This is a genomic window from Lacticaseibacillus salsurivasis, assembly GCF_036246225.1.
Classification (GTDB): Bacteria; Bacillota; Bacilli; order Lactobacillales; family Lactobacillaceae; genus Lacticaseibacillus; species Lacticaseibacillus salsurivasis.
In genome coordinates this window covers 67205-84216 of record NZ_BTTP01000008.1, presented here as the reverse complement: position 1 = coordinate 84216, position 17012 = coordinate 67205, and the positions used below count along the sequence as shown (strand labels likewise).

The 17012-nt window shown below is 52.4% G+C and carries 30 protein-coding genes; all 30 read right to left on the bottom strand.

Annotated elements, in window-relative coordinates:
* Positions 1-7 precede the first annotated feature (7 nt).
* Entirely contained in the window at positions 8-463 is a 456-nt protein-coding gene (locus tag AAA927_RS07550; protein WP_338217149.1) for a phage tail tube protein, read from the bottom strand.
* An 11-nt stretch (positions 464-474) separates the two neighbouring features.
* Positions 475-861: a phage tail terminator protein gene (locus AAA927_RS07545; RefSeq protein ID WP_164506115.1), complete on the bottom strand. Its 387-nt coding sequence runs from the start codon at positions 859-861 to the stop codon at positions 475-477.
* Positions 861-1193, bottom strand: coding sequence for a minor capsid protein (locus AAA927_RS07540; protein WP_338217146.1), 333 nt, complete (start codon positions 1191-1193; stop codon positions 861-863). Before AAA927_RS07540 ends, AAA927_RS07545 begins: the two co-directional genes overlap by 1 nt.
* Positions 1193-1546 carry a putative minor capsid protein gene (locus AAA927_RS07535; RefSeq protein WP_338217144.1) on the bottom strand — a complete coding sequence of 118 codons (354 nt, stop codon included), beginning with the start codon at positions 1544-1546 and terminating at the stop codon, positions 1193-1195. Before AAA927_RS07535 ends, AAA927_RS07540 begins: the two co-directional genes overlap by 1 nt.
* A complete protein-coding gene (locus AAA927_RS07530; RefSeq protein WP_338217142.1) occupies positions 1543-1956 on the bottom strand; it encodes a head-tail connector protein in 414 nt (137 codons plus the stop codon). The genes AAA927_RS07535 and AAA927_RS07530 overlap by 4 nt, the downstream gene beginning before the upstream one ends.
* Before the next feature lie 11 nt (positions 1957-1967).
* A complete protein-coding gene (locus tag AAA927_RS07525) occupies positions 1968-2216 on the bottom strand; it encodes an Ig-like domain-containing protein (protein ID WP_338217139.1) in 249 nt (82 codons plus the stop codon).
* Positions 2217-2242: 26 nt separating this feature from the next.
* Complete coding sequence (locus tag AAA927_RS07520) at positions 2243-3103, bottom strand: capsid protein (RefSeq protein WP_338217137.1); 861 nt, start codon at positions 3101-3103, stop codon at positions 2243-2245.
* 15 nt (positions 3104-3118) lie between these two features.
* The gene (locus AAA927_RS07515) at positions 3119-3706 is read right to left on the bottom strand and encodes a phage scaffolding protein (protein ID WP_270235864.1); all 588 of its coding nucleotides are present in this window, start codon (positions 3704-3706) and stop codon (positions 3119-3121) included.
* Positions 3707-3956: 250 nt separating this feature from the next.
* The gene (locus AAA927_RS07510; protein WP_338217134.1) at positions 3957-5114 is read right to left on the bottom strand and encodes a phage minor capsid protein; all 1158 of its coding nucleotides are present in this window, start codon (positions 5112-5114) and stop codon (positions 3957-3959) included.
* Positions 5114-6655 (bottom strand): phage portal protein, encoded by a 1542-nt coding sequence (locus AAA927_RS07505; protein ID WP_338217132.1) that lies wholly within the window; start codon positions 6653-6655, stop codon positions 5114-5116. Before AAA927_RS07505 ends, AAA927_RS07510 begins: the two co-directional genes overlap by 1 nt.
* Before the next feature lie 63 nt (positions 6656-6718).
* Entirely contained in the window at positions 6719-8047 is a 1329-nt protein-coding gene (locus tag AAA927_RS07500; protein ID WP_338217183.1) for a PBSX family phage terminase large subunit, read from the bottom strand.
* Positions 8028-8849, bottom strand: coding sequence for an HNH endonuclease (locus AAA927_RS07495; protein ID WP_338217130.1), 822 nt, complete (start codon positions 8847-8849; stop codon positions 8028-8030). The genes AAA927_RS07500 and AAA927_RS07495 overlap by 20 nt, the downstream gene beginning before the upstream one ends.
* Entirely contained in the window at positions 8849-8980 is a 132-nt protein-coding gene (locus AAA927_RS07490; RefSeq protein ID WP_338217129.1) for a hypothetical protein, read from the bottom strand. Before AAA927_RS07490 ends, AAA927_RS07495 begins: the two co-directional genes overlap by 1 nt.
* A gap of 224 nt (positions 8981-9204) precedes the next feature.
* Positions 9205-9474 (bottom strand): hypothetical protein, encoded by a 270-nt coding sequence (locus AAA927_RS07485; RefSeq protein ID WP_338217127.1) that lies wholly within the window; start codon positions 9472-9474, stop codon positions 9205-9207.
* Positions 9475-9850: 376 nt separating this feature from the next.
* On the bottom strand, positions 9851-10279 hold the full coding sequence (locus AAA927_RS07480) for an ArpU family phage packaging/lysis transcriptional regulator (protein WP_338217181.1): 429 nt from the start codon (positions 10277-10279) through the stop codon (positions 9851-9853).
* A 98-nt stretch (positions 10280-10377) separates the two neighbouring features.
* On the bottom strand, positions 10378-10737 hold the full coding sequence (locus AAA927_RS07475; protein WP_338217125.1) for a hypothetical protein: 360 nt from the start codon (positions 10735-10737) through the stop codon (positions 10378-10380).
* A gap of 464 nt (positions 10738-11201) precedes the next feature.
* Positions 11202-11513 carry a hypothetical protein gene (locus AAA927_RS07470; RefSeq protein WP_338217123.1) on the bottom strand — a complete coding sequence of 104 codons (312 nt, stop codon included), beginning with the start codon at positions 11511-11513 and terminating at the stop codon, positions 11202-11204.
* A 10-nt stretch (positions 11514-11523) separates the two neighbouring features.
* Positions 11524-11745, bottom strand: a complete 222-nt coding sequence (locus tag AAA927_RS07465; protein WP_338217121.1) for a hypothetical protein — start codon at positions 11743-11745, stop codon at positions 11524-11526.
* A gap of 282 nt (positions 11746-12027) precedes the next feature.
* Complete coding sequence (locus AAA927_RS07460; protein WP_338217119.1) at positions 12028-12939, bottom strand: DNA cytosine methyltransferase; 912 nt, start codon at positions 12937-12939, stop codon at positions 12028-12030.
* Positions 12923-13345, bottom strand: coding sequence for a DUF1642 domain-containing protein (locus tag AAA927_RS07455; RefSeq protein WP_338217117.1), 423 nt, complete (start codon positions 13343-13345; stop codon positions 12923-12925). Before AAA927_RS07455 ends, AAA927_RS07460 begins: the two co-directional genes overlap by 17 nt.
* The gene (locus AAA927_RS07450) at positions 13342-13638 is read right to left on the bottom strand and encodes a hypothetical protein (protein ID WP_338217114.1); all 297 of its coding nucleotides are present in this window, start codon (positions 13636-13638) and stop codon (positions 13342-13344) included. Before AAA927_RS07450 ends, AAA927_RS07455 begins: the two co-directional genes overlap by 4 nt.
* On the bottom strand, positions 13625-13864 hold the full coding sequence (locus AAA927_RS07445; RefSeq protein WP_338217112.1) for a hypothetical protein: 240 nt from the start codon (positions 13862-13864) through the stop codon (positions 13625-13627). Before AAA927_RS07445 ends, AAA927_RS07450 begins: the two co-directional genes overlap by 14 nt.
* Complete coding sequence (locus AAA927_RS07440) at positions 13854-14072, bottom strand: hypothetical protein (RefSeq protein WP_338217110.1); 219 nt, start codon at positions 14070-14072, stop codon at positions 13854-13856. Before AAA927_RS07440 ends, AAA927_RS07445 begins: the two co-directional genes overlap by 11 nt.
* Positions 14059-14529, bottom strand: coding sequence for a YopX family protein (locus tag AAA927_RS07435; protein ID WP_338217109.1), 471 nt, complete (start codon positions 14527-14529; stop codon positions 14059-14061). The genes AAA927_RS07440 and AAA927_RS07435 overlap by 14 nt, the downstream gene beginning before the upstream one ends.
* Positions 14516-14737, bottom strand: a complete 222-nt coding sequence (locus tag AAA927_RS07430; protein WP_338217107.1) for a hypothetical protein — start codon at positions 14735-14737, stop codon at positions 14516-14518. Before AAA927_RS07430 ends, AAA927_RS07435 begins: the two co-directional genes overlap by 14 nt.
* On the bottom strand, positions 14730-15389 hold the full coding sequence (locus AAA927_RS07425) for a DUF1642 domain-containing protein (protein WP_338217105.1): 660 nt from the start codon (positions 15387-15389) through the stop codon (positions 14730-14732). Before AAA927_RS07425 ends, AAA927_RS07430 begins: the two co-directional genes overlap by 8 nt.
* Positions 15386-15670, bottom strand: a complete 285-nt coding sequence (locus tag AAA927_RS07420) for a hypothetical protein (protein WP_338217103.1) — start codon at positions 15668-15670, stop codon at positions 15386-15388. The genes AAA927_RS07425 and AAA927_RS07420 overlap by 4 nt, the downstream gene beginning before the upstream one ends.
* A 14-nt stretch (positions 15671-15684) precedes the next feature.
* Complete coding sequence (ssb, locus tag AAA927_RS07415; protein WP_338217101.1) at positions 15685-16176, bottom strand: single-stranded DNA-binding protein; 492 nt, start codon at positions 16174-16176, stop codon at positions 15685-15687.
* Positions 16169-16471, bottom strand: coding sequence for a MazG-like family protein (locus AAA927_RS07410; RefSeq protein WP_338217099.1), 303 nt, complete (start codon positions 16469-16471; stop codon positions 16169-16171). The genes ssb and AAA927_RS07410 overlap by 8 nt, the downstream gene beginning before the upstream one ends.
* Positions 16472-16480: 9 nt before the next feature.
* A complete protein-coding gene (locus AAA927_RS07405) occupies positions 16481-16861 on the bottom strand; it encodes a DUF1064 domain-containing protein (RefSeq protein WP_270235753.1) in 381 nt (126 codons plus the stop codon).
* Positions 16862-17012 lie beyond the last annotated feature (151 nt).

The following is a 17012-nucleotide window of genomic DNA, read 5'->3' as shown; positions in this document are numbered from 1 at the left end:
GACACCGCTACGCTTTTGGGTCAGCAGGTGTCACTTTCGGAGCTTGAACGAAGTCAAGATGGCCCTCGAAGTCTTCGTAGTCCGTAGCGTCACCGCCACCCGCCTTGATTTCCATGGCCTTCGCAACACCAATAACGGTGTCACCATTGGTCTCCACAATCTTGTGCCAAATCTTTCGCTCGTCGTCGTTGGTCTTGCGACGAAGCCCGGCCAGCAATTCTTGGGCGGGGTCTTCTGGGTCGTAGAAGCCTGAAAAATTCCAGACTTCTGAACGGCCATTCAGCACGGTTTCGGTATTGCCGTCACCGTCATAGAAGCCCTGATCGTCCGTGTCCTCTTTGGTGTCATCCTCAATGGTCTGGATGAAGTGAGCCAAAGGCAGCCAGTCATCCTCAGCTGGTTGTGCCTCATCGCTCGTGTATGGGGCGATGTAGTGCAGACGTTTTGCGTTCTTTTTGCGCATGATATTCCTCCTCACTTGAATGTAGTCAGGTTCGCGGTGAAGTCCACGACCCAATAAAAGAAGCCCGGTTCCTCAGCTTGAGAGAACGCAGGCTTGCTTGTGATGCTGATGCCGCCGAATTGGTAGCTGCCATCCTGGCTGTCTAGGTCAGACAAGGTCTCAAGGTAGTTCTGAACCTGCCAGAGTTGGTCATTAGCCGCCTCTTGGTCTTGAGAGTGAATGACGTACTCATAGGCGAGTGCGACATCCTTCTCCCCATCCATGTACTCTCTTGTTACCTGTCCGCCTGGCATTGCATAGAATGACGCCGACTCGGCTGTGCCTGGTAACCCGATACTTGTCGGGAGCGGCATCTTCTGGCTGTTGATGGCCTCCTTGAGACGGTCGTTGAAATCCATTAGAGCTGTGCCCCCTTCACGAATGCGTGCTGCCATTTGCTCATGTACAAGCTCTTGGCTCGTTCATCCCACTTCGGACCGGTGCCTGGTGTGGTGTAGTGCCAACCAACGCCGCCGACCCATTGACGATGAGCGTATGGCTCAACGTAACGGATGTTAGACCCATCACTGGCCACGACAGAGCTTTCTCTCAGGTGGTTGTTCTTCTTTGGCACAAACTGGTTCATGTCAGCCGCCGCTTGGTTGGCCATCACGACCATGCCACGCTGAAAGCCTTGGCGGCTGAGCTTACGCTTTAGGCCGCGGTCATTGACCTGTACTGAGAAGCCCATCAGATCACCTTCAATTCGATGCTGAACGGGGCGCTGCTGTCAGGCTCCTCATGACTCGACCAGTCGACCACTTTGTACGGGTGGTCGTTGAACGTGAGCCGTGCTTGCAGCCAACTATCGTCGATGGCGTTCGGATAGCCAGCAGTGTAGGCGGCAAATAAAAAGACCGTAGCATTTGCCACGATCGTTCGATTCGCGCCCACGCCGGTGAAGTTTTTGGTCAGGTCAACGCGCACAGGGGCCAGCGTGATTGCCTTGTCGTAAGTCGGCTTGTTGTAGTCACCTTCGTCAAGGAATCGTTCGACCGTCACTGTATCGTTAAGCCAAGTCCGGTCTGGTTGGATTGCACTCATAGATGCATCACTCCCCTGTACAGCAATCCAGTGCCAGAAAATGACCGCAGCGCATCATCGCAGACAATCGTGCCAGACACATTGGCCGCCGCATCACCAAGCGTCTTGGAGACGGTAGTAGAACCAATAGATTGGCTGACCGTTTGAGCCTGAGCCGCCTTGTACTGAGTGCTCGACTTGATGCCGGTATCGGCCATGTACTTAATCTGCAGCATGACCGCCCGCTTGAATCGCGTTACACGCAACTCAAACGGATCATCATCAATGGCGTGCGTCTGATAGTAGTTGTTGGTAATTTCGTCCAAGTACATTCCGGCGAGGGCAGAAAGTTCGTCAAAGTCATCTGGGGCTGCTGTGACGTGCATCGCCTGAATGTAGTCTTCCGCTCCGACATAGAGTGAATTGACCATCTAATCACCGCCTAGGCAGCGGCAGCCACGGTCACCTTGACGGATGCCGTGAAGGTGCCACTCGTAGCAGTGATGTTTGCCGTACCCTCAGCAACAGCCGTAATGGTGCCATCAGCAGCCACCGTCGCGATGGCTTCGTTATCGGAAGCATACGTGATGGCTCCGTTGATGGTAGCCGCATCACTTGCGTTAGCTGGTTCAGCAGCAGCCGTTACCTGCTTAGTATCGCCGACCTTCATGCTGGCCGTCTGTTGGCTCATCTTGAGCCCAGTGGCCGGCGCCGGCGCTACGCTTTTGGGACTGCACTCACGTAGATGGCCTTCTTGGCATTGTCAAAGACGATGGCATCGTAGTAGTCGAGGCCCTTGATGGTGTCGCGGTAGCCGGAACGATCTTGCGCAGCAGGAACCGTGTCCACCGTGCCAAACTTGACGATTGGGGCAATGGCGGTTAATGGGGTCAGGATGAACTGAATGGTGTCATCAATGGACAGACCTTGAATGCGATCCTTGGCAACCTTGACGATTGGCACCCCACCATCGAGTTGCGCAACGTTGCGGTTGATGCCGGCAATCTGCATCTGGTTGGTCGTGAAGGACTTGTTCACACCGGTGGCGTTCTTGAGCATCCGGTAGAATGCTGCAGAGACGAACATCACGTAACCGCCCGGTACTTCGTTGTCGGTCATGTATTCTTCCGCAGCGTCATACAGCTTGAGCACGTTGTCTTCGGTCACCACGGTCGCGTCCTTGTTTCCGGCGTTGTCGTACAGTGCCTGGATTGCGACTTGATCACGGTGCGGCACGGTGATCAGACGGCGATGTTCAGTGACGATGTTGTTAATAGTGAGCGCAGCAGATTCGGATTCATCAAGCTGGTCAACGTCATAGCCGAACCAGTCTTCGTGGGTCAGCTTAACCGTTTCCTTCTCGATGCTAATCTGGTTGCGAGCATTTTCACCGTTGCGCTTGTACTGCGTGGCGTCCACGAAGCCGCTCATCTTGTTGATGCGCACTTCACTGGCACCAACGAAATCGGCGGCAGTCACGGACTTGGCGCCCTGCGTCAGCAAGTCCCATACCTGAGAGTCCGCCTTGAACTCATTGTCAATGGTGGCAAGGTCTTTACTGTCTAATACTAATGGCATAGTTTATGCACTCCTTTATGATTGTTTGCCGGATAGGCGAGCAGCAATCTTGTCGACCATGCTCGTGCCGCCGGCTGGGTCCGCATTAGGATTACCCGGTGGTGTAATCTGTGGGCTGTTTGGCTTGTTTGATTCTTGAGTAACAGCCTTGAACAGGAACTTGCTGTCATCGGCTTCCTTGAGTGCCTTGAGCTGGTCGTCGAGGCCAGTCAGGTTACCCTTGTCGTCCAATTTGAGCGCATCCTTATTGATCAGTGCGTTCACTGCCTTAGTGTTAAGCGCCCCAGACTGGAGCAAAGCCAGATTTGTGGCACTGTCTAGCTTCACCCGGTTCAGCTGCGCCGCAGCGTCCTTTTCAGCCTGTGAGTTGGCTTCTTTGAGCTTGTCAATCTCGGCCTTGAGGTCGCTGTCGCTCTTGTGGTCCTTCTGCAACTGGTCAAGCTGTCCAGTGACGGTGGTCACCTGTTGCTTGGCCGCGTCGCGTTCAGACGTCAGGGTATTCACCTGCTCCTTGAGCGGATTCAAGTCTTGACCATACAAAACCATCGCGCCTTTGACTTGGTCATCGTTCAGTCCTAATGCTTTCAATGCTTCTGGGTTCATGTCTTCTCCTAAGCAGTTGTTGAGCGGGTCTGCTCCCGCATGGATTTGGACACAATAAAAGAGCAGTTTAGCGACTTACTCAGGTCGTGTGTCTATGCTTCTGTGAGATATGCCTCTCCGAGGTCCTTAGTGCGCTTGCTAAAGCAATAGCAGCGGCCGAAAATGTTCAGCTGCAGCCAGGCTTCTGCCTTCCAACGACCGCCTTCTCGGTATGTGGTCATGTAGTGATGTAGCATGATAAGCCTCCTCATTATGAATGTGTGAATACTTTTTCTCGTGCATAGTCGCGATGTAGATAGTCAAAATCACTCACTAGCTTGCGTAATGCTGCTTGGTTGCGACGAACTAGTAACTGGTTGCGCATCACGCCATCAGTATCGCTCATTTTCTCCGCCAAAGCTTGCTTTTGCTTGTATGCTCTAATGCGACGCTCTAGTTCGCGTTGTTTGGCTACCATATCCCCCTTGGCGATTGCCTCAGCTGGATCATACTGCGGCTGGTTGTTTGAGCTTGCACCTGGCACGTATAGCCACTTGAGATGGTGGCAGTTGATGCCGAATGTTCCTGAAGGCGTGCCGTAGCCGTGATCGTACAGACTGATAAAGTGCTCACCTGTGTTGGCATCAGTGAAGCTCTCCGCCCTGGTAGTCACCAGCTTGCCCTGAATAGGCGCACAGGCAGCACGGCTGGCCTCGTGGCTGCTCATGACGAAGGTATCAACGCCCACGTCATCGGCTGCCTGGTCGCGTACCGCTTGAAAGGCACGGCGGCTTGTATTGTCCACGACTAATCGGGCATAACTCTCTAGGCCCCATTTGTGGCCGCCCTTGTCGACTAGTCCGAGGTCGATGCCTTTGTCGCGCCAGCGGTAGATGGTGGCCTTGAGCGCCTGATCAGGCGTCCTAAGGCCAGCAAGCACATCTGCGGTCGTCTCTTTGACTATCTGCTGATAGGTCTTCGTGGCCGCATTGCTGCCATAATTAGTGCTTAGCAGTGTCTGGTTGACGTTGTTGTCGAGTGCCTGGAACGTCTGCTTGAGGTAGCCATCTAGCACTTGCTTAGTCATATTGACCTGCAAGGTGCTTGCTTGCCTTCCAGTGGCTTTGGTGGCCCGATTGTACTCTTGGTCGACTACCTTGTAGCCCTGGTGCTGGAATAGCTCGACTAGCTTGGCACGGGCAATACCAGTCGCTTTTGATGCCTCGTTGATTACGTCGGAGTTGACTAGGTGCAGGTCGTTCATGACCTCCATCTGCCACTGCAACACGTTGGTCTGGTCGACGTCTTCAATGCCATGCTGCTGCAGCCGGTTCACGAAGTCCTCAAAGAGCTGCTGCTCCAGGTGCTGATAGACATCGATGATTGAGGACTCGCTCACGTCCAGCTGGTGCTGTGTGACTTTTGGCATCAGTCATCACCGCCATCTCCTGCAGCGTTGTCACCGTTCCCGCCAAATAGGCTAGCCATCGGGTCTGTAGCGTTGTCGGCAGTATCGCCGGCAATCTCGGCCGCAATGCTACGTGCCTGGTCTTCGGTAACGCCTTGGACGTGCATGATGGCCTGCCAGTCGGCGCACAGGCCAGCAGCCTGCAACTTGATCCAATAATCAGCTGTTGCAGCCTTATCGGTGAAAATACCATCGTCGAAGTCCACAGCCACCTGGTCAATGGTCGGGATTGGACCGTTGTAGATGCTACCGCCATTGATTACCGTCGCACGGCCAAGCTCACAGATGGACACCACCAGCTCTTGAATGGCACGCTCGACCATCGTTAAGTGGCTATTGCGCGTCTGGTAAGTCATGCTGTTCTCGCTGACCACTTCGGTCGCCGTCTTGACTGACTGGCCATCGAAGCTAAAGGTGCCAGCAGATAAGCCCACCTGCATCTCTAGTGTCTTCAAGAACTGGTTCATGCTCGTCACATAGTCACTGGCCCGAATAGGCGTAGTGAGGTCTGTGACGCTCATCTTTTCGGGATCACCCGGCACAGACACAAAGACGTTCTGGTCTGGGTCAAAGGCCAGCTTAGCCTTCTCGGTGCCACCCTTGACGAACTTCACATCGGTCATGCTTTCCGGTACAGCGATGCGCCGCTGCCCGTTTCTGACTTCCCAGTTGAACTGATCATAGGTGTCATTTAGCTGCTTGAGCGTGCTAAGAGCGTTGTCACAGATGCCGATGCCAAGCGGGCTGTTGAGACTCTTGTTGTTGAAGCCGGCAGGTTTGAGGTATACGAACAACGGACGCGAGAAGCCTGGCATGTTGACCGTGTCGGCTAGGTCTGGGTACAGCATGCTTAATGGCACACGATTGCCCACTTGGTCCTTCATCTCACTGCGGTACAGCTCATTGGTGACTGTGTAGCCCAGTGGAGACCATTCATGGAACTCAAGCAGCGTGTAGTACGCCGTCTTGCCGCCTTCCGTCCGAATTGTTGGGGTAGCAATGGCAGCATCGGTGATGTCGTTGGTGTTGGACCGCAGCGGGAAAAAGTTTGGCGCTTGGATCCATGCCAGCTTGATTTGCCCCGTCTGGTTATCAACGTATGGTCGAATAGCCAAGCCGCCCATGGCCAGGCAGGACTCCAGGTAGCGCTCGAAGTTCTTGCCGAAGTCGTTGGCGTTGAGCACTGACTGCACGAAGCTATTTGCCTTGTCGTCTTCCGGCTTCTCGTCAGCTGTGTCGGCTTCTGATGGTTCGCGGGTATCAACGGACACCTTGCTCTGCTCGTTGTATAGAAGGCTTGCCATGCGCCTGCTGACGACCTGCATCATGTTGAGGCTGACATAGGGCCGCTCCATTTGGTCACCATACGTGTTGGAGTATTTGACAGTGGGGAACATGCCCTTGAAGTACAGCTTGTCGCGGTCGATGCGATCATACTCGCGTGCATCCACGTTGATTTTCGGGTGGTCGGTTATCTTGCTCAAGTTCTCGACTAGGCCCATGGCTGCGCCTCCTTTCCTGAACCAGTTTTTGATTGTGTCGATGAAGCTCACAGGCGTCACCTCCTAGCGTTTGAGACCTAACCGGCGGCGGTTGTCCAAGCACATGTACTTGAAGTTGTCGCAGGTGTGGTCGTTTTCCTTGATGACTTTGGGGTCATCGCTTTGAATGGTCTTTTCGTCCCATTGGTACTGCTGATGCTGCTCCAAGAAGATGCCGTTGCCTTCTGTTTCCAAAACAAAAACCCGCCCTTGTGCGAGCAGGTCTTGAACAACGTCTATCATGTCGGCCTCTTTGAGCTTGGCCACTGGGTGCCAGTTGTCGTGGTACTCGTATGCATACTGGTTGCGGATAGCACCTTCCGCCGAGTCGATGGTCTTGCTGACTATCTGAGCGGCCGGGTATTGCTTGCTCATCGTCATGATGAAGGCGTGCATGTCCTTGACCAGCTCACTCGGCGGCTTCTTGTTGACCTGATGCGCTGGCGAGTAGTAATAGGTGTCGAGTACATACACATTGCCCTTAGCGCTGAACCCGTATGCTGTGAGCGCCGTGGCTGACTGCATATGCCCAGTATCGACCGAGAAGGCCAACGCCATGACTTCATCGTCAGCAGGCACGCTCTGCACTTTGTGGAACAGTGCCATGTTGTAAATGTTGGTGCCCAGCCCCACTGCCTGGCCGAGGTACAGCCATCGGTAGTAGTCGAAGTCGTTACGTTTATACTTCTCAATCAGCTTGAGCTGCTGATCAGTGGTGAAGCCCAGTTTGTCATCGAGATATGTGCTCTCGTCGATGAAGTAGTCGGGATCACCTCGCAGGCTGTCGACCCATTCGTTAATCCACTCATAAGGGTTCTTGGGTGGGTTATACGTGTAGAACACAGGCACCTTGTCGACCCATGCTGACTTCTGCCGAATGAATGTTGGATTTGACTGGTCGAAGACATCCTGGCTCTTGAAGTTGGCTGCCTCTTCATACCAGAGGGCAATCACATCGCCAACGGTGTTGGACTTGAGTTTCTCCGGTTTGTCTGCTCCATAGAAGTAGAATGCCGATCCTGTCCACCTGTTGGTAATCTTCATCGGGCTGACCGAGAAGATGAACTCATCGGTCATGTCGAGCTTGTCCAATGCCCAGGCGATTTGGCTATAAACCGAGTCGCGCAGGTTGTTGGCATTCTCGCGCACCACGATGATGTTCGCCTTGTGGCCCTGCTGTATCTGCCACTTCATCTTGGTAGCCAGCTTGAGGCTGACAGTTGAGGACTTGAAGCTACCACGTCCGCCATTGAGGATGAAGTATGTTGCCTTACTTCGCCAGAACTTGTAGAAGTGTGGCTGGATAAGCCAGGTCAGCTTAATCTTTGGCCGCTCAATCGTTTGGGATGTCATCAACAATCACCGTCCCATCCTTGGCGATCACATCACTCAACACATCAGCCTTAGCCTGAGCCACCTTAGCCTCCGCTGATGCCTTGGCAGCTTGTGCGGCTGTGAGGTGCTCAGTCCAGTGCTCTGGGTCGCGTACCTTGAGCCAATAGATCATGGCTGCCGTGTCAGGTGGCACGAACTTGGTGACCTTCTTGGTGACCGTGAGCTTTGGTTGTGGCGACTTTTTTGGCAGGCGCAGCATGAGGTCGATGTAGTCGCTTATCTTGGCCGCCCGCTGCTTGTCATAGAACTTCTGCTTACCGAACCAGGCCAGCCATTGGCGGTCATTCTTCGATGAATTGCACCGCTGGCATGCTGGGACAACATTGTAGCGGTCGAGCTTTCCACCATTCTTGAGTGGGTCCAGGTGATCCTTGGTGAGGTCGACCACTCGTCCACAATATGCACAGGTATCACCGAAGTATGCCTTTGCGAACGCCCAGTCGTCTTCGGTCAGGGCCTGCACTTCTTTGTGCCGTTTATTCTGACCGGTGTCTTCGATGAGTTCCTCTGTCTGCTCAACAACATTGAAGCCAGTGGCACGCATGAACAGTGCGTTTTCGACCTCAAAGTCGGCCACAGCCTTGCCCTTTTTTAACGTGTCACCTATGTCACCATACTTGTTCTTCCACACGGCCAAGGTCTTTCTGCTGATGCCCATATTATGAGCTATCTGTTCATCGCTTAGTCCTTGCCGTGACCAACCGCCCATGAGTGTATGGCCTTCATCAGTGCGCCAATATTCGTACTTTGCCTTGCCCATCACATATCACCACACCTCCCGCGCTTCTTGTCTTCCTTAGCTTTTACTTTTTCTTCTTTGGCAAGCCGACCAAGGATCAAGGCCTCAACCTTTGACATGTAGCCGAACTTGGTCATGATCATTTGGCTCATTGCTCTGGCCTTCCTGCAATATATTTTCTTCTAGCATTTACTTGATAAAATTAACGTTGTATAATGCACACACGGTTAACTTTTCATAAGTGACCGCTCCTATAGGCAGGCACACCATTTATATGGCTTGTGCCCCTTTTTTTGCATTTTAATTGTAAATTCAAGCACAAAAATAGCACCTCAACCGAGCGGGGCGCCAATGCAGCCAATTTTATGCAGGTTATCTATTTATCGCCATTAGACATACATTCAAGGCTGTTAATGATTTCTGATGCGGTTCCCAGAAGCATTAGTTTTACACCGTCCTCCTTGTCCATCATCGGACCGAATGTTATAAGCTTTACCTGAAGCAAATCATCGAGAATGAAAGAAACTTTATTGGGATTTAAATTGTAAATTTTAGATTCCTCATGAATATCATTCAATGTCATTTCCGAAAACTTGTGAGACCGAATTAACGCTGTCAAATAGTCAAACTCGTTTGTATATTCCATTTCAATCGCCTCGAAAAAATATTACTCCAACTGGCTCTGAAATACTACATCGATCTGACTCCGAAAAAACATCTAACCTTACATATCACTGGTCGGGATTTGCACCCGACATGGGCCATTGCCAGCCCCTCTTAAGTATGCGCATGTACTGGTTGGCGTCTACCTAATCCGCCACAGCGACTTGCTCGCTCTTCCATTGTCAGGTGGGGGTCATCGCAAGCTATTCCCCGTGCCGGAATCAGACCGGCAGAGGCGTGTCTTTGGTTTCCACCCTTGGCACAATACCATCATAAGCGATTTCGTTTTTAGTTCGCCACTCATTTATCAATCAATTAGTCCTCAAATAGTCCTCATTTAGTCCTCATTCATCAATCATTTATTGCTCACTACTTTGTCCAGGGGTGACACCAAAGTACCATGCCGCTGCTAACAACGCATTTTTCTTTCTGCGTGTGTAGGTTGCTGAAGATATATCTAGAATGTTCATCGCATCACCGTCTGGCTTTTCCGTCTCGGGTCCTTCGCAATAGCGCACCCTTAATAAACGCTGATGCGATTGCTTTGGCATCGACGCAATACAATTGTCGCACCAGTCGCAGAATTTACGCGCCGAAGCCTGCCTCTCTAAACGTTGCTGTGCATACAGCGGACGCTGAGCGGTGCTAGCAGAAGTGCCGTCTCCCCACGTACTGGTAATTTTTGGATTAACTGGCGCTTTGATGAATCCGCGCTCTGATCGGTATTTATTCAGAATATTTTCGACTGCTTCCCGGTCCTTTTCATCGCTAATTGATAAAAGCTCCATCACAAGCGCCACCCCTTATGCTATAATGAGTCTCGGAAAAGTTTTGGGGGAAGGCGTGCCGTAATGGTGCGCTTTTTTGATGCTTATGACGTACTAACTCAGACCTTCAAATCAAAAACAATGGTTGCAGGTTCTTTAATATGCCCCTTGAATACTGGTTTCTTGCTACCGGATATCTTTGACAGCAATCGGCTCAGCTCCGAGCGGCAGATGATGCCGCTTTTCTTTAACCCGACCGTTGCGATGACGGCTCCCCGTGCGTCTGTTGGAGCCGCTAATACTGCCAGTTGCGATTGGCTATCATCGATACCTAATTGCAGAGCTGTGAAATCACCCAAGGCAACACGCGCTTTGCCATTAAGGACTAATCTGTTTTCGCTAACTGCCAGCGCAGGATATGGCAAAGTTTTAAACCCGGCTTTCGAGCTTAAATCGATTGTTTTAAAACCTTTGATCATTGTTAATTCCTTCTTTCTGCGTATTTAAATGAACATTCGACGTGTTGGTTTGCTATAATATCGGTGGAGGTATCTCCCTAGATTGAATGACTCAGTTCATCAATTTCATTTATAACTTCCCCAACTTCAAATACCTCCAGCGCACCTTCATCAGGCGCGCTATTTTTTTGCGCTATTTTTGAGACTGCATGGCGCGCTTGAGCTCATCGGAAAATTGTGTGAGTGCGACTGCAGCGCCTTTGCATACCTTCCCAAATGCCGTCAGATATGCCCGGAGCTCACGGTTCAATCGTCTACGCTCGGCCGCCGCCTGCTGTTTCCTCAACCGCTGCACTCTACGATGTCTGTCGTTCATTGGCGTTCCTCCAGCTTGTCCAGAACTTCATAGAGCAAGAAGATGATCGTGTAGCAAAGATCTGCTAGCTTGCGCTTGCTCAGTTCTTCGATGTAGATCACTCCCAAATTTAATCGACGTTCGTAAATGACTGAATGAAATGCAGTTCTGGGTTGTTGTGAAGGTTATAGCTCGTTGTGCACCATACACCGCCTCCAATAAGAGACACCAAAACCCCCACGGCAATCAGAATAATGGACACATACTCGGAGTAGAAAAGCAGCGCTAGAATGGCGCCCAAAGTAATAGCCACCACACCGATTACTACAATAATCGCACCCACTTTAATCATGAATTGTTGGTCGGCCTTCCACGCGGTGAATAGCTTCTGATAGTCCGCGTTGCTGATTCCATTCAGCAAGCCGTTTTTGTCAAAATTCATTTTGCTTCCCCTACCTTTCCAGCCAGTCAACCAGCCACGCGCCGCCTAACAATACAACCCCTGCCAGCACTACAGTCCCTACTGTTGCCAGCATTTTCCATGGGTCTCTTATAGCCTCAGCCACAAGAACAATCAGCACGAAGATGCCAACAATCGCCATGATGGTGTAGAACGCGCCCCTGATGGCCTTGGCGATGGCGTGCCTGATGCGCCGGCTCCTGTCTTCACTCATGGCTTGCCTCCAGTTTCCGTCCGCAATACTGACAGTACTTGATTTTGTCTGAGTCTTCGATGTATCCGTCGCTGCCTATCGACAAGTTGTTGGCGTAATACCCGTCAGGGCCGCATGGCTGTCCTTCTTCATCGTGGCAGTACGGGCACGCCGGGTCACCGTCTGTGGCCGCGGCGTAACGGGTGTGTAGCTCCAATGGATAGTTCTCATCCGCATAAAAGCTTTTTAAGCCCATCAGTTGACTGATTGCCTCATCGAATACGTCTTGCTTGGTTTATTTAGTCATATTGCCATCTCCTCGAATATTGACTCGAATATCGGAACGGGAATGCTGTTCCCGGCCTGCTTGTATAGGGCCGTCTTGCCGTTGACTCTGGCTGCTGCATCGAAGTCAGCATCTGAGTAGCCTTGCAGCCTCCAGCACTCGCGCGGAGTCAGCAGGCGGTAGCGTCCGCCACCAAGCGGCACAACGCCGCTGTTAGGGTTCCTGTTCTGCTTGGTGGTGATTGTCCAGCACCAGCGGTCAATTGGCATCAGGCGGCCAGCAAACGCCCCATTTGAGGCTCCTGGCAGCCGTGACAGCATTGACGGGCTGGTGATTGTGTACTCTGGCCCGGCCTCTTCCAAGAAGTCGCCAATGGGCCGCATCGCCGACTGTCTCAGCCTCCAGAAGTCGAATGGTTGCCCACCCAGCACGCTGACGGTGAAGACTCGCTCGCGATATTGCGGTAGGCCGAATTGCCTGGCATCGAGCACGGCATTCGTGGTGGTGTAGCCGAGGCCGTCCAGCACGTCGCAATACTTCGCGTAGTTGGCCGCCATGCGTTTCTGGAGCACACCCTTGACGTTCTCCCAGATGACCACTCGCGGCCGCCAGACGCCCATCTGCTCGATAATCTTGAGCGTCTGCCACATGAGGCTTGATCGCGTGCCTGAGCCTTCATCTGCGCCGAGGCGTCTGCCTGCGATGCTGATGTCTTGGCACGGTGAGCCGTGAATCAGAATGTCAGGCTTCAGGTCGTAACCGATGACGTTCTGCGGATCATAGTGCTGACCAACAAACATGGCGTTGTAGCTGCGCACGGCGGCTTCATCAATCTCTACATAGTCGATTGACTTTACCGGAATGCCTAAGTTACGGAGCGCGATGCGAGGTGAACCAATGCCACCGAACAACTCAAGAATTTTGAGCATCATCTACCTCCCACTCGCCGAGTAACCAAGCTAGGGCGAAGGTGTCGCTGTGGTCTAGCGCCCAGTCTGGCATCATGTGCCACCGCATGGCATCGACGAGGGACAATTCGTTGTCTTTCGCCCACTCGATGTACTCTCCCACCGCCTGCGGAATGACCGGAAGCTCCGCATACGTCTTCTTGAAGATGTCGTCCGCAATCGGCCAATGCTCGCCGTTCACGCCGGTGGCGATCCAGTCACCTGGCTTCACCGTCAGTTGGCCCTCTAGCGTGTTAATTGCCCACCACATCGAACTTTCTGGATGCTCCAAAGACGGGCCGAGTCCATATTTATCTGCCATTACGTTAGTACCGTCAAACTGCTCTGCGGTAACGAGGCCGCGCTTGTAGTATTTGTGTGCTGTCATGGTTCAACCTCCGTGAGTGTGTAGGTTTTTCCGTCAAGATCCATCTCATACGGATTTCCTGCCACATTCCACCGAATGGCTTCCCCGTACTCGCCACTCGGCTTGCCGCCCATTGCTTCTACAATGCGGTCACGGTCGGCGGGAGTAATTTCTGTAGATGTCGAACCAAAGCTGGCACGGATTTCGTCATGAAACCCTCTGTCTCCGATTAGATCCATGCAGTTTACGGTATAGATTCTGGTAACATTACCCGTGTTGATGTAGTCCCCGTTCTCCAGCTTAATCATCGTCATGCTTGGTCACCTCCAAAAACATCTTGTCCAGTCCTGCTGAATGCCCAACCTTGGTAAAGTTTTCATCGACATCTTTCTTGTCGAACATGGCCTCGCGATAGCCGTACTCTAAATCTAAAAAGTGGCAGTATCGCTTGCCTCTTCGGATGAAGATGAAATCTTGTTTCCGACTAGGTGCCCATGGGTTTCGCACAATGTCGCCAATCTTTAATTTTTCAGTGTTCATGCTCGGCCACCTCCATTGCTCGGTCCAGTATCTTCACTATCCGCTTGTCGTTCAGCTCAACTTTTGCTCCATCAAGATATGCTGCGATTAAGCCTGCACGTCTTGCAGACCTTGCAATCGCCACTGGCTTGCCATTGTAGGTAACAAGACGATTAACCGGCGCGTTGTATTTCTTCACCGCAAAAATGGCAATATCAGGTTTCGTCATGCTCGGCCACCTCCATTAGCTCCGGGTTCTCGTAGATGTTTCCAACAACGGACATCACTTCTTCCGACCAGCCTGCTACAATCGCAGACAACACATTCGTGTCGTAGCTCACGTTTTTCGGCCAATACTTGCTCATAATGTCAAACGCTGGATAATCAGCACCGCACCACGTCACTGGCGCGATGTAGTAGGAGTCTGGGTCATCATCAAGTTCCACACGAAGCAAGTCGCCTTCGTAGATATCCCGACCGTTCTTGTCGTGCAGGCCGGTGAATTGCATGAGCACTGCCTTATCTAAGTCTGGCTCCTCACCCATCAGTGCCTCTTGGTCGTTTGAAAAGTCACGTCCGAAACCATAGATGCTAACCAACTCGCCCCGCAAATTGTATGCGAGCTGTTCAACGTCAAACATGTGACGCCGCTGTTTATCCCACGCTCTAAACTTAATCTGTCTCATCTCGCACCTCCACCACCTCATACGGGTGTGTCTTCGCATCGGCCGCGCCGAACAGTATGTTGAACAGATTGCCCTCACGAGCGACCTTCTCTGCGCCCTTTCGCGTCGCGATTTTTGATGCGAATTGCCGTGGGGAGCCGTAATCATAGTCATCACCACGACGGCTGTAGAACTCGCCTTTGCCGTTCGTTACAAGATACTTAGTCATGGTCAGTCACCTCCACGGGCGTGATCGCCTTGACCCACGCTGGGGCCGAGTCGATGTCCGACTGGGTGACTGTAAAGTCACGCTCGGCTCCAACAATGCTTGTGAGCGGCATATCTACCCACTTGCCTTTTGGATTGAGCCACGCAAACTTCTGAATCTCATCGCCATTGGCTGTCTGGACCTCTGTTCCTTCCATCGGCAGGACGTAGCGCTTCGGCTTCTCGACCGTGTAGTTACCGGTCAATGCTGCAACCATCAGCTCTTCCTTGTTATCGTGCACGTAATCGAGCTGGGCAACGCTTAGCGTTGGTGTTACAGCTTTGTCTAAGGTTCTATCACCGAGGAATGGCACATTAGCATTCGAACCCCACCCCTGCTGTGCAATTCTACCGACAGCCGCGATTGTCCTTACCTTTGGGCCTAAACCGTGGAACGCGTCAAGCCACTCATCAAACCACTTAGGCACCACAACCTTCGCCGGGGCCTCGATTAGCTCGACCACGTGTCCGCCAGTACGGTCTGCAGTCGCATTCGCACGTGCATATTTGTAGTAAATTTGTGCATCTTCGATACCAGCAAGCCAGTATGTGGTTCCAAAAGTGTCCGTGCGATACCACTCGCCCTTGTCGTTCTTCACTGCGTATATTTTCATTCCAATGCCTCCATATTTGCTATGCGTCGAACCTTGCCGCCAATCATCTTGTATCGCTTGTAGTCAACCGCCACGCTGGTCACGTGCTCGCCGAACCTTGCAGCGGTATCAAATGCGACCTCTGCGTCTTCGTCATCCGAGTACCACGCGTTCAAAGTGGTGTATAGCTTGATGATTTTGCCGTGCTGCATCAGCCGGATTTCCTTGTAGTTATCTGGATCAAAGTGTTTGAAGTACCATTCGTTGGCCGCCTTCTCTTGCTCTGTTAGCTCATTTGCCATGTCACGCCTCCAAATCAGAACGGCAGGTCATCATCGCTGATGTCCACCGACTTGCCATTACTTGCGAACGGGTCATTTGACGTCTGCGGTGCCGTTTGCGCCGGCTTCTGCTGGCTCTGGTAACTATTCACGCCGGTCTGTTGCGGCGCCGTCTGCGGCTTATTTGTGGTGTCTGGTGCGGTCTGTGTGTTCTTGCTCTCCAGTAGGGCGAAGTTCTCGACCACCACTTCGGTCACATACACTTTGGTGCCGTCTTGCTTGTCGTAGCTTCGTGTCTGGATATGGCCTTCTACGCCCACCAGCGAGCCCTTGTGCGTGAAGTTAGCGAAGTTCTCCGCACTCTTGCGCCAGATCACGCAACTGATGAAGTCTGCTGTTGGCTCACCGTCCCGCTTGTACTGCCGGTCAACTGCCAGCGTGAACGTGCCGACTGCGGTGCCGCTTTGCGTGTAGCGCAAGTCCACGTCACGGGTCAGGCGGCCTGTTAGTGCGATGCTGTTAATCATGGAGATCAGCCTCCTTCACGAACACACCATTCACCATCTTGCCTTGGCGGTCTTTGATAACGTTGTAGGCGAGATGGAAACACGTGTCTTGATGCAAGCCCAGTTGCCGGGCTAACACGGTCAGCACTACCTGAATGTCGCCTAAGCTGTCGCTTGTCTGGTCGCGATTGCCCTTGTTGATGCCTTGTGCCAACTCGCCAACTTCCTCCATGAGCTTGCTCATCTGTGCCTTTGGGTCGCATACGTCAAGGCCACGAGCTTCTGCCCATGCCTCAACTGATTTTGTATAGTCCATGCTGTCCTCCTATGCCTGCTCTTCGCTGAACAGGCCCGTCTTGTAGTCATATCTGGCCACCGTCACCGGCAATCCGTAGCGCCGCATGAAGATTGCAATGCGTAGGCTGGCGCTATCTGTCATCGTGGCGGTGCCGCCCTTCACGTCTACAACCTTGGCCAAATTATCGCCTTCGTAGATGCAGAAGTCCGGGGTATACACCCGCTTCGAGTATTGCTTCCGGTTGAGCGTGAAGCTGTGCAGAATCTCAAAGCTCTGGTGGTAGGTAAATCGCACGTCCTGCCGAAGAAGTTGGTTGTAGTACGCCGCCTCGGCCATGCTGTCAGCAATCTTGCCGTCCGCGGTCTCCGTCTTCTTCGCGTGGTACTTGTTATGACCCCGCCAAGTCATACTTCACGACCCACCAGTACAAGCAGGGTCAACATCAGGTTCGCGCACAGCATCAGGAAGTATGCCTTGAACGGGCTCCCATACCAGAAAAACCAACTACCCGCTATGACAAAGACTAATGCTGCCCCTAGGCACAGCCATGTAATTATTT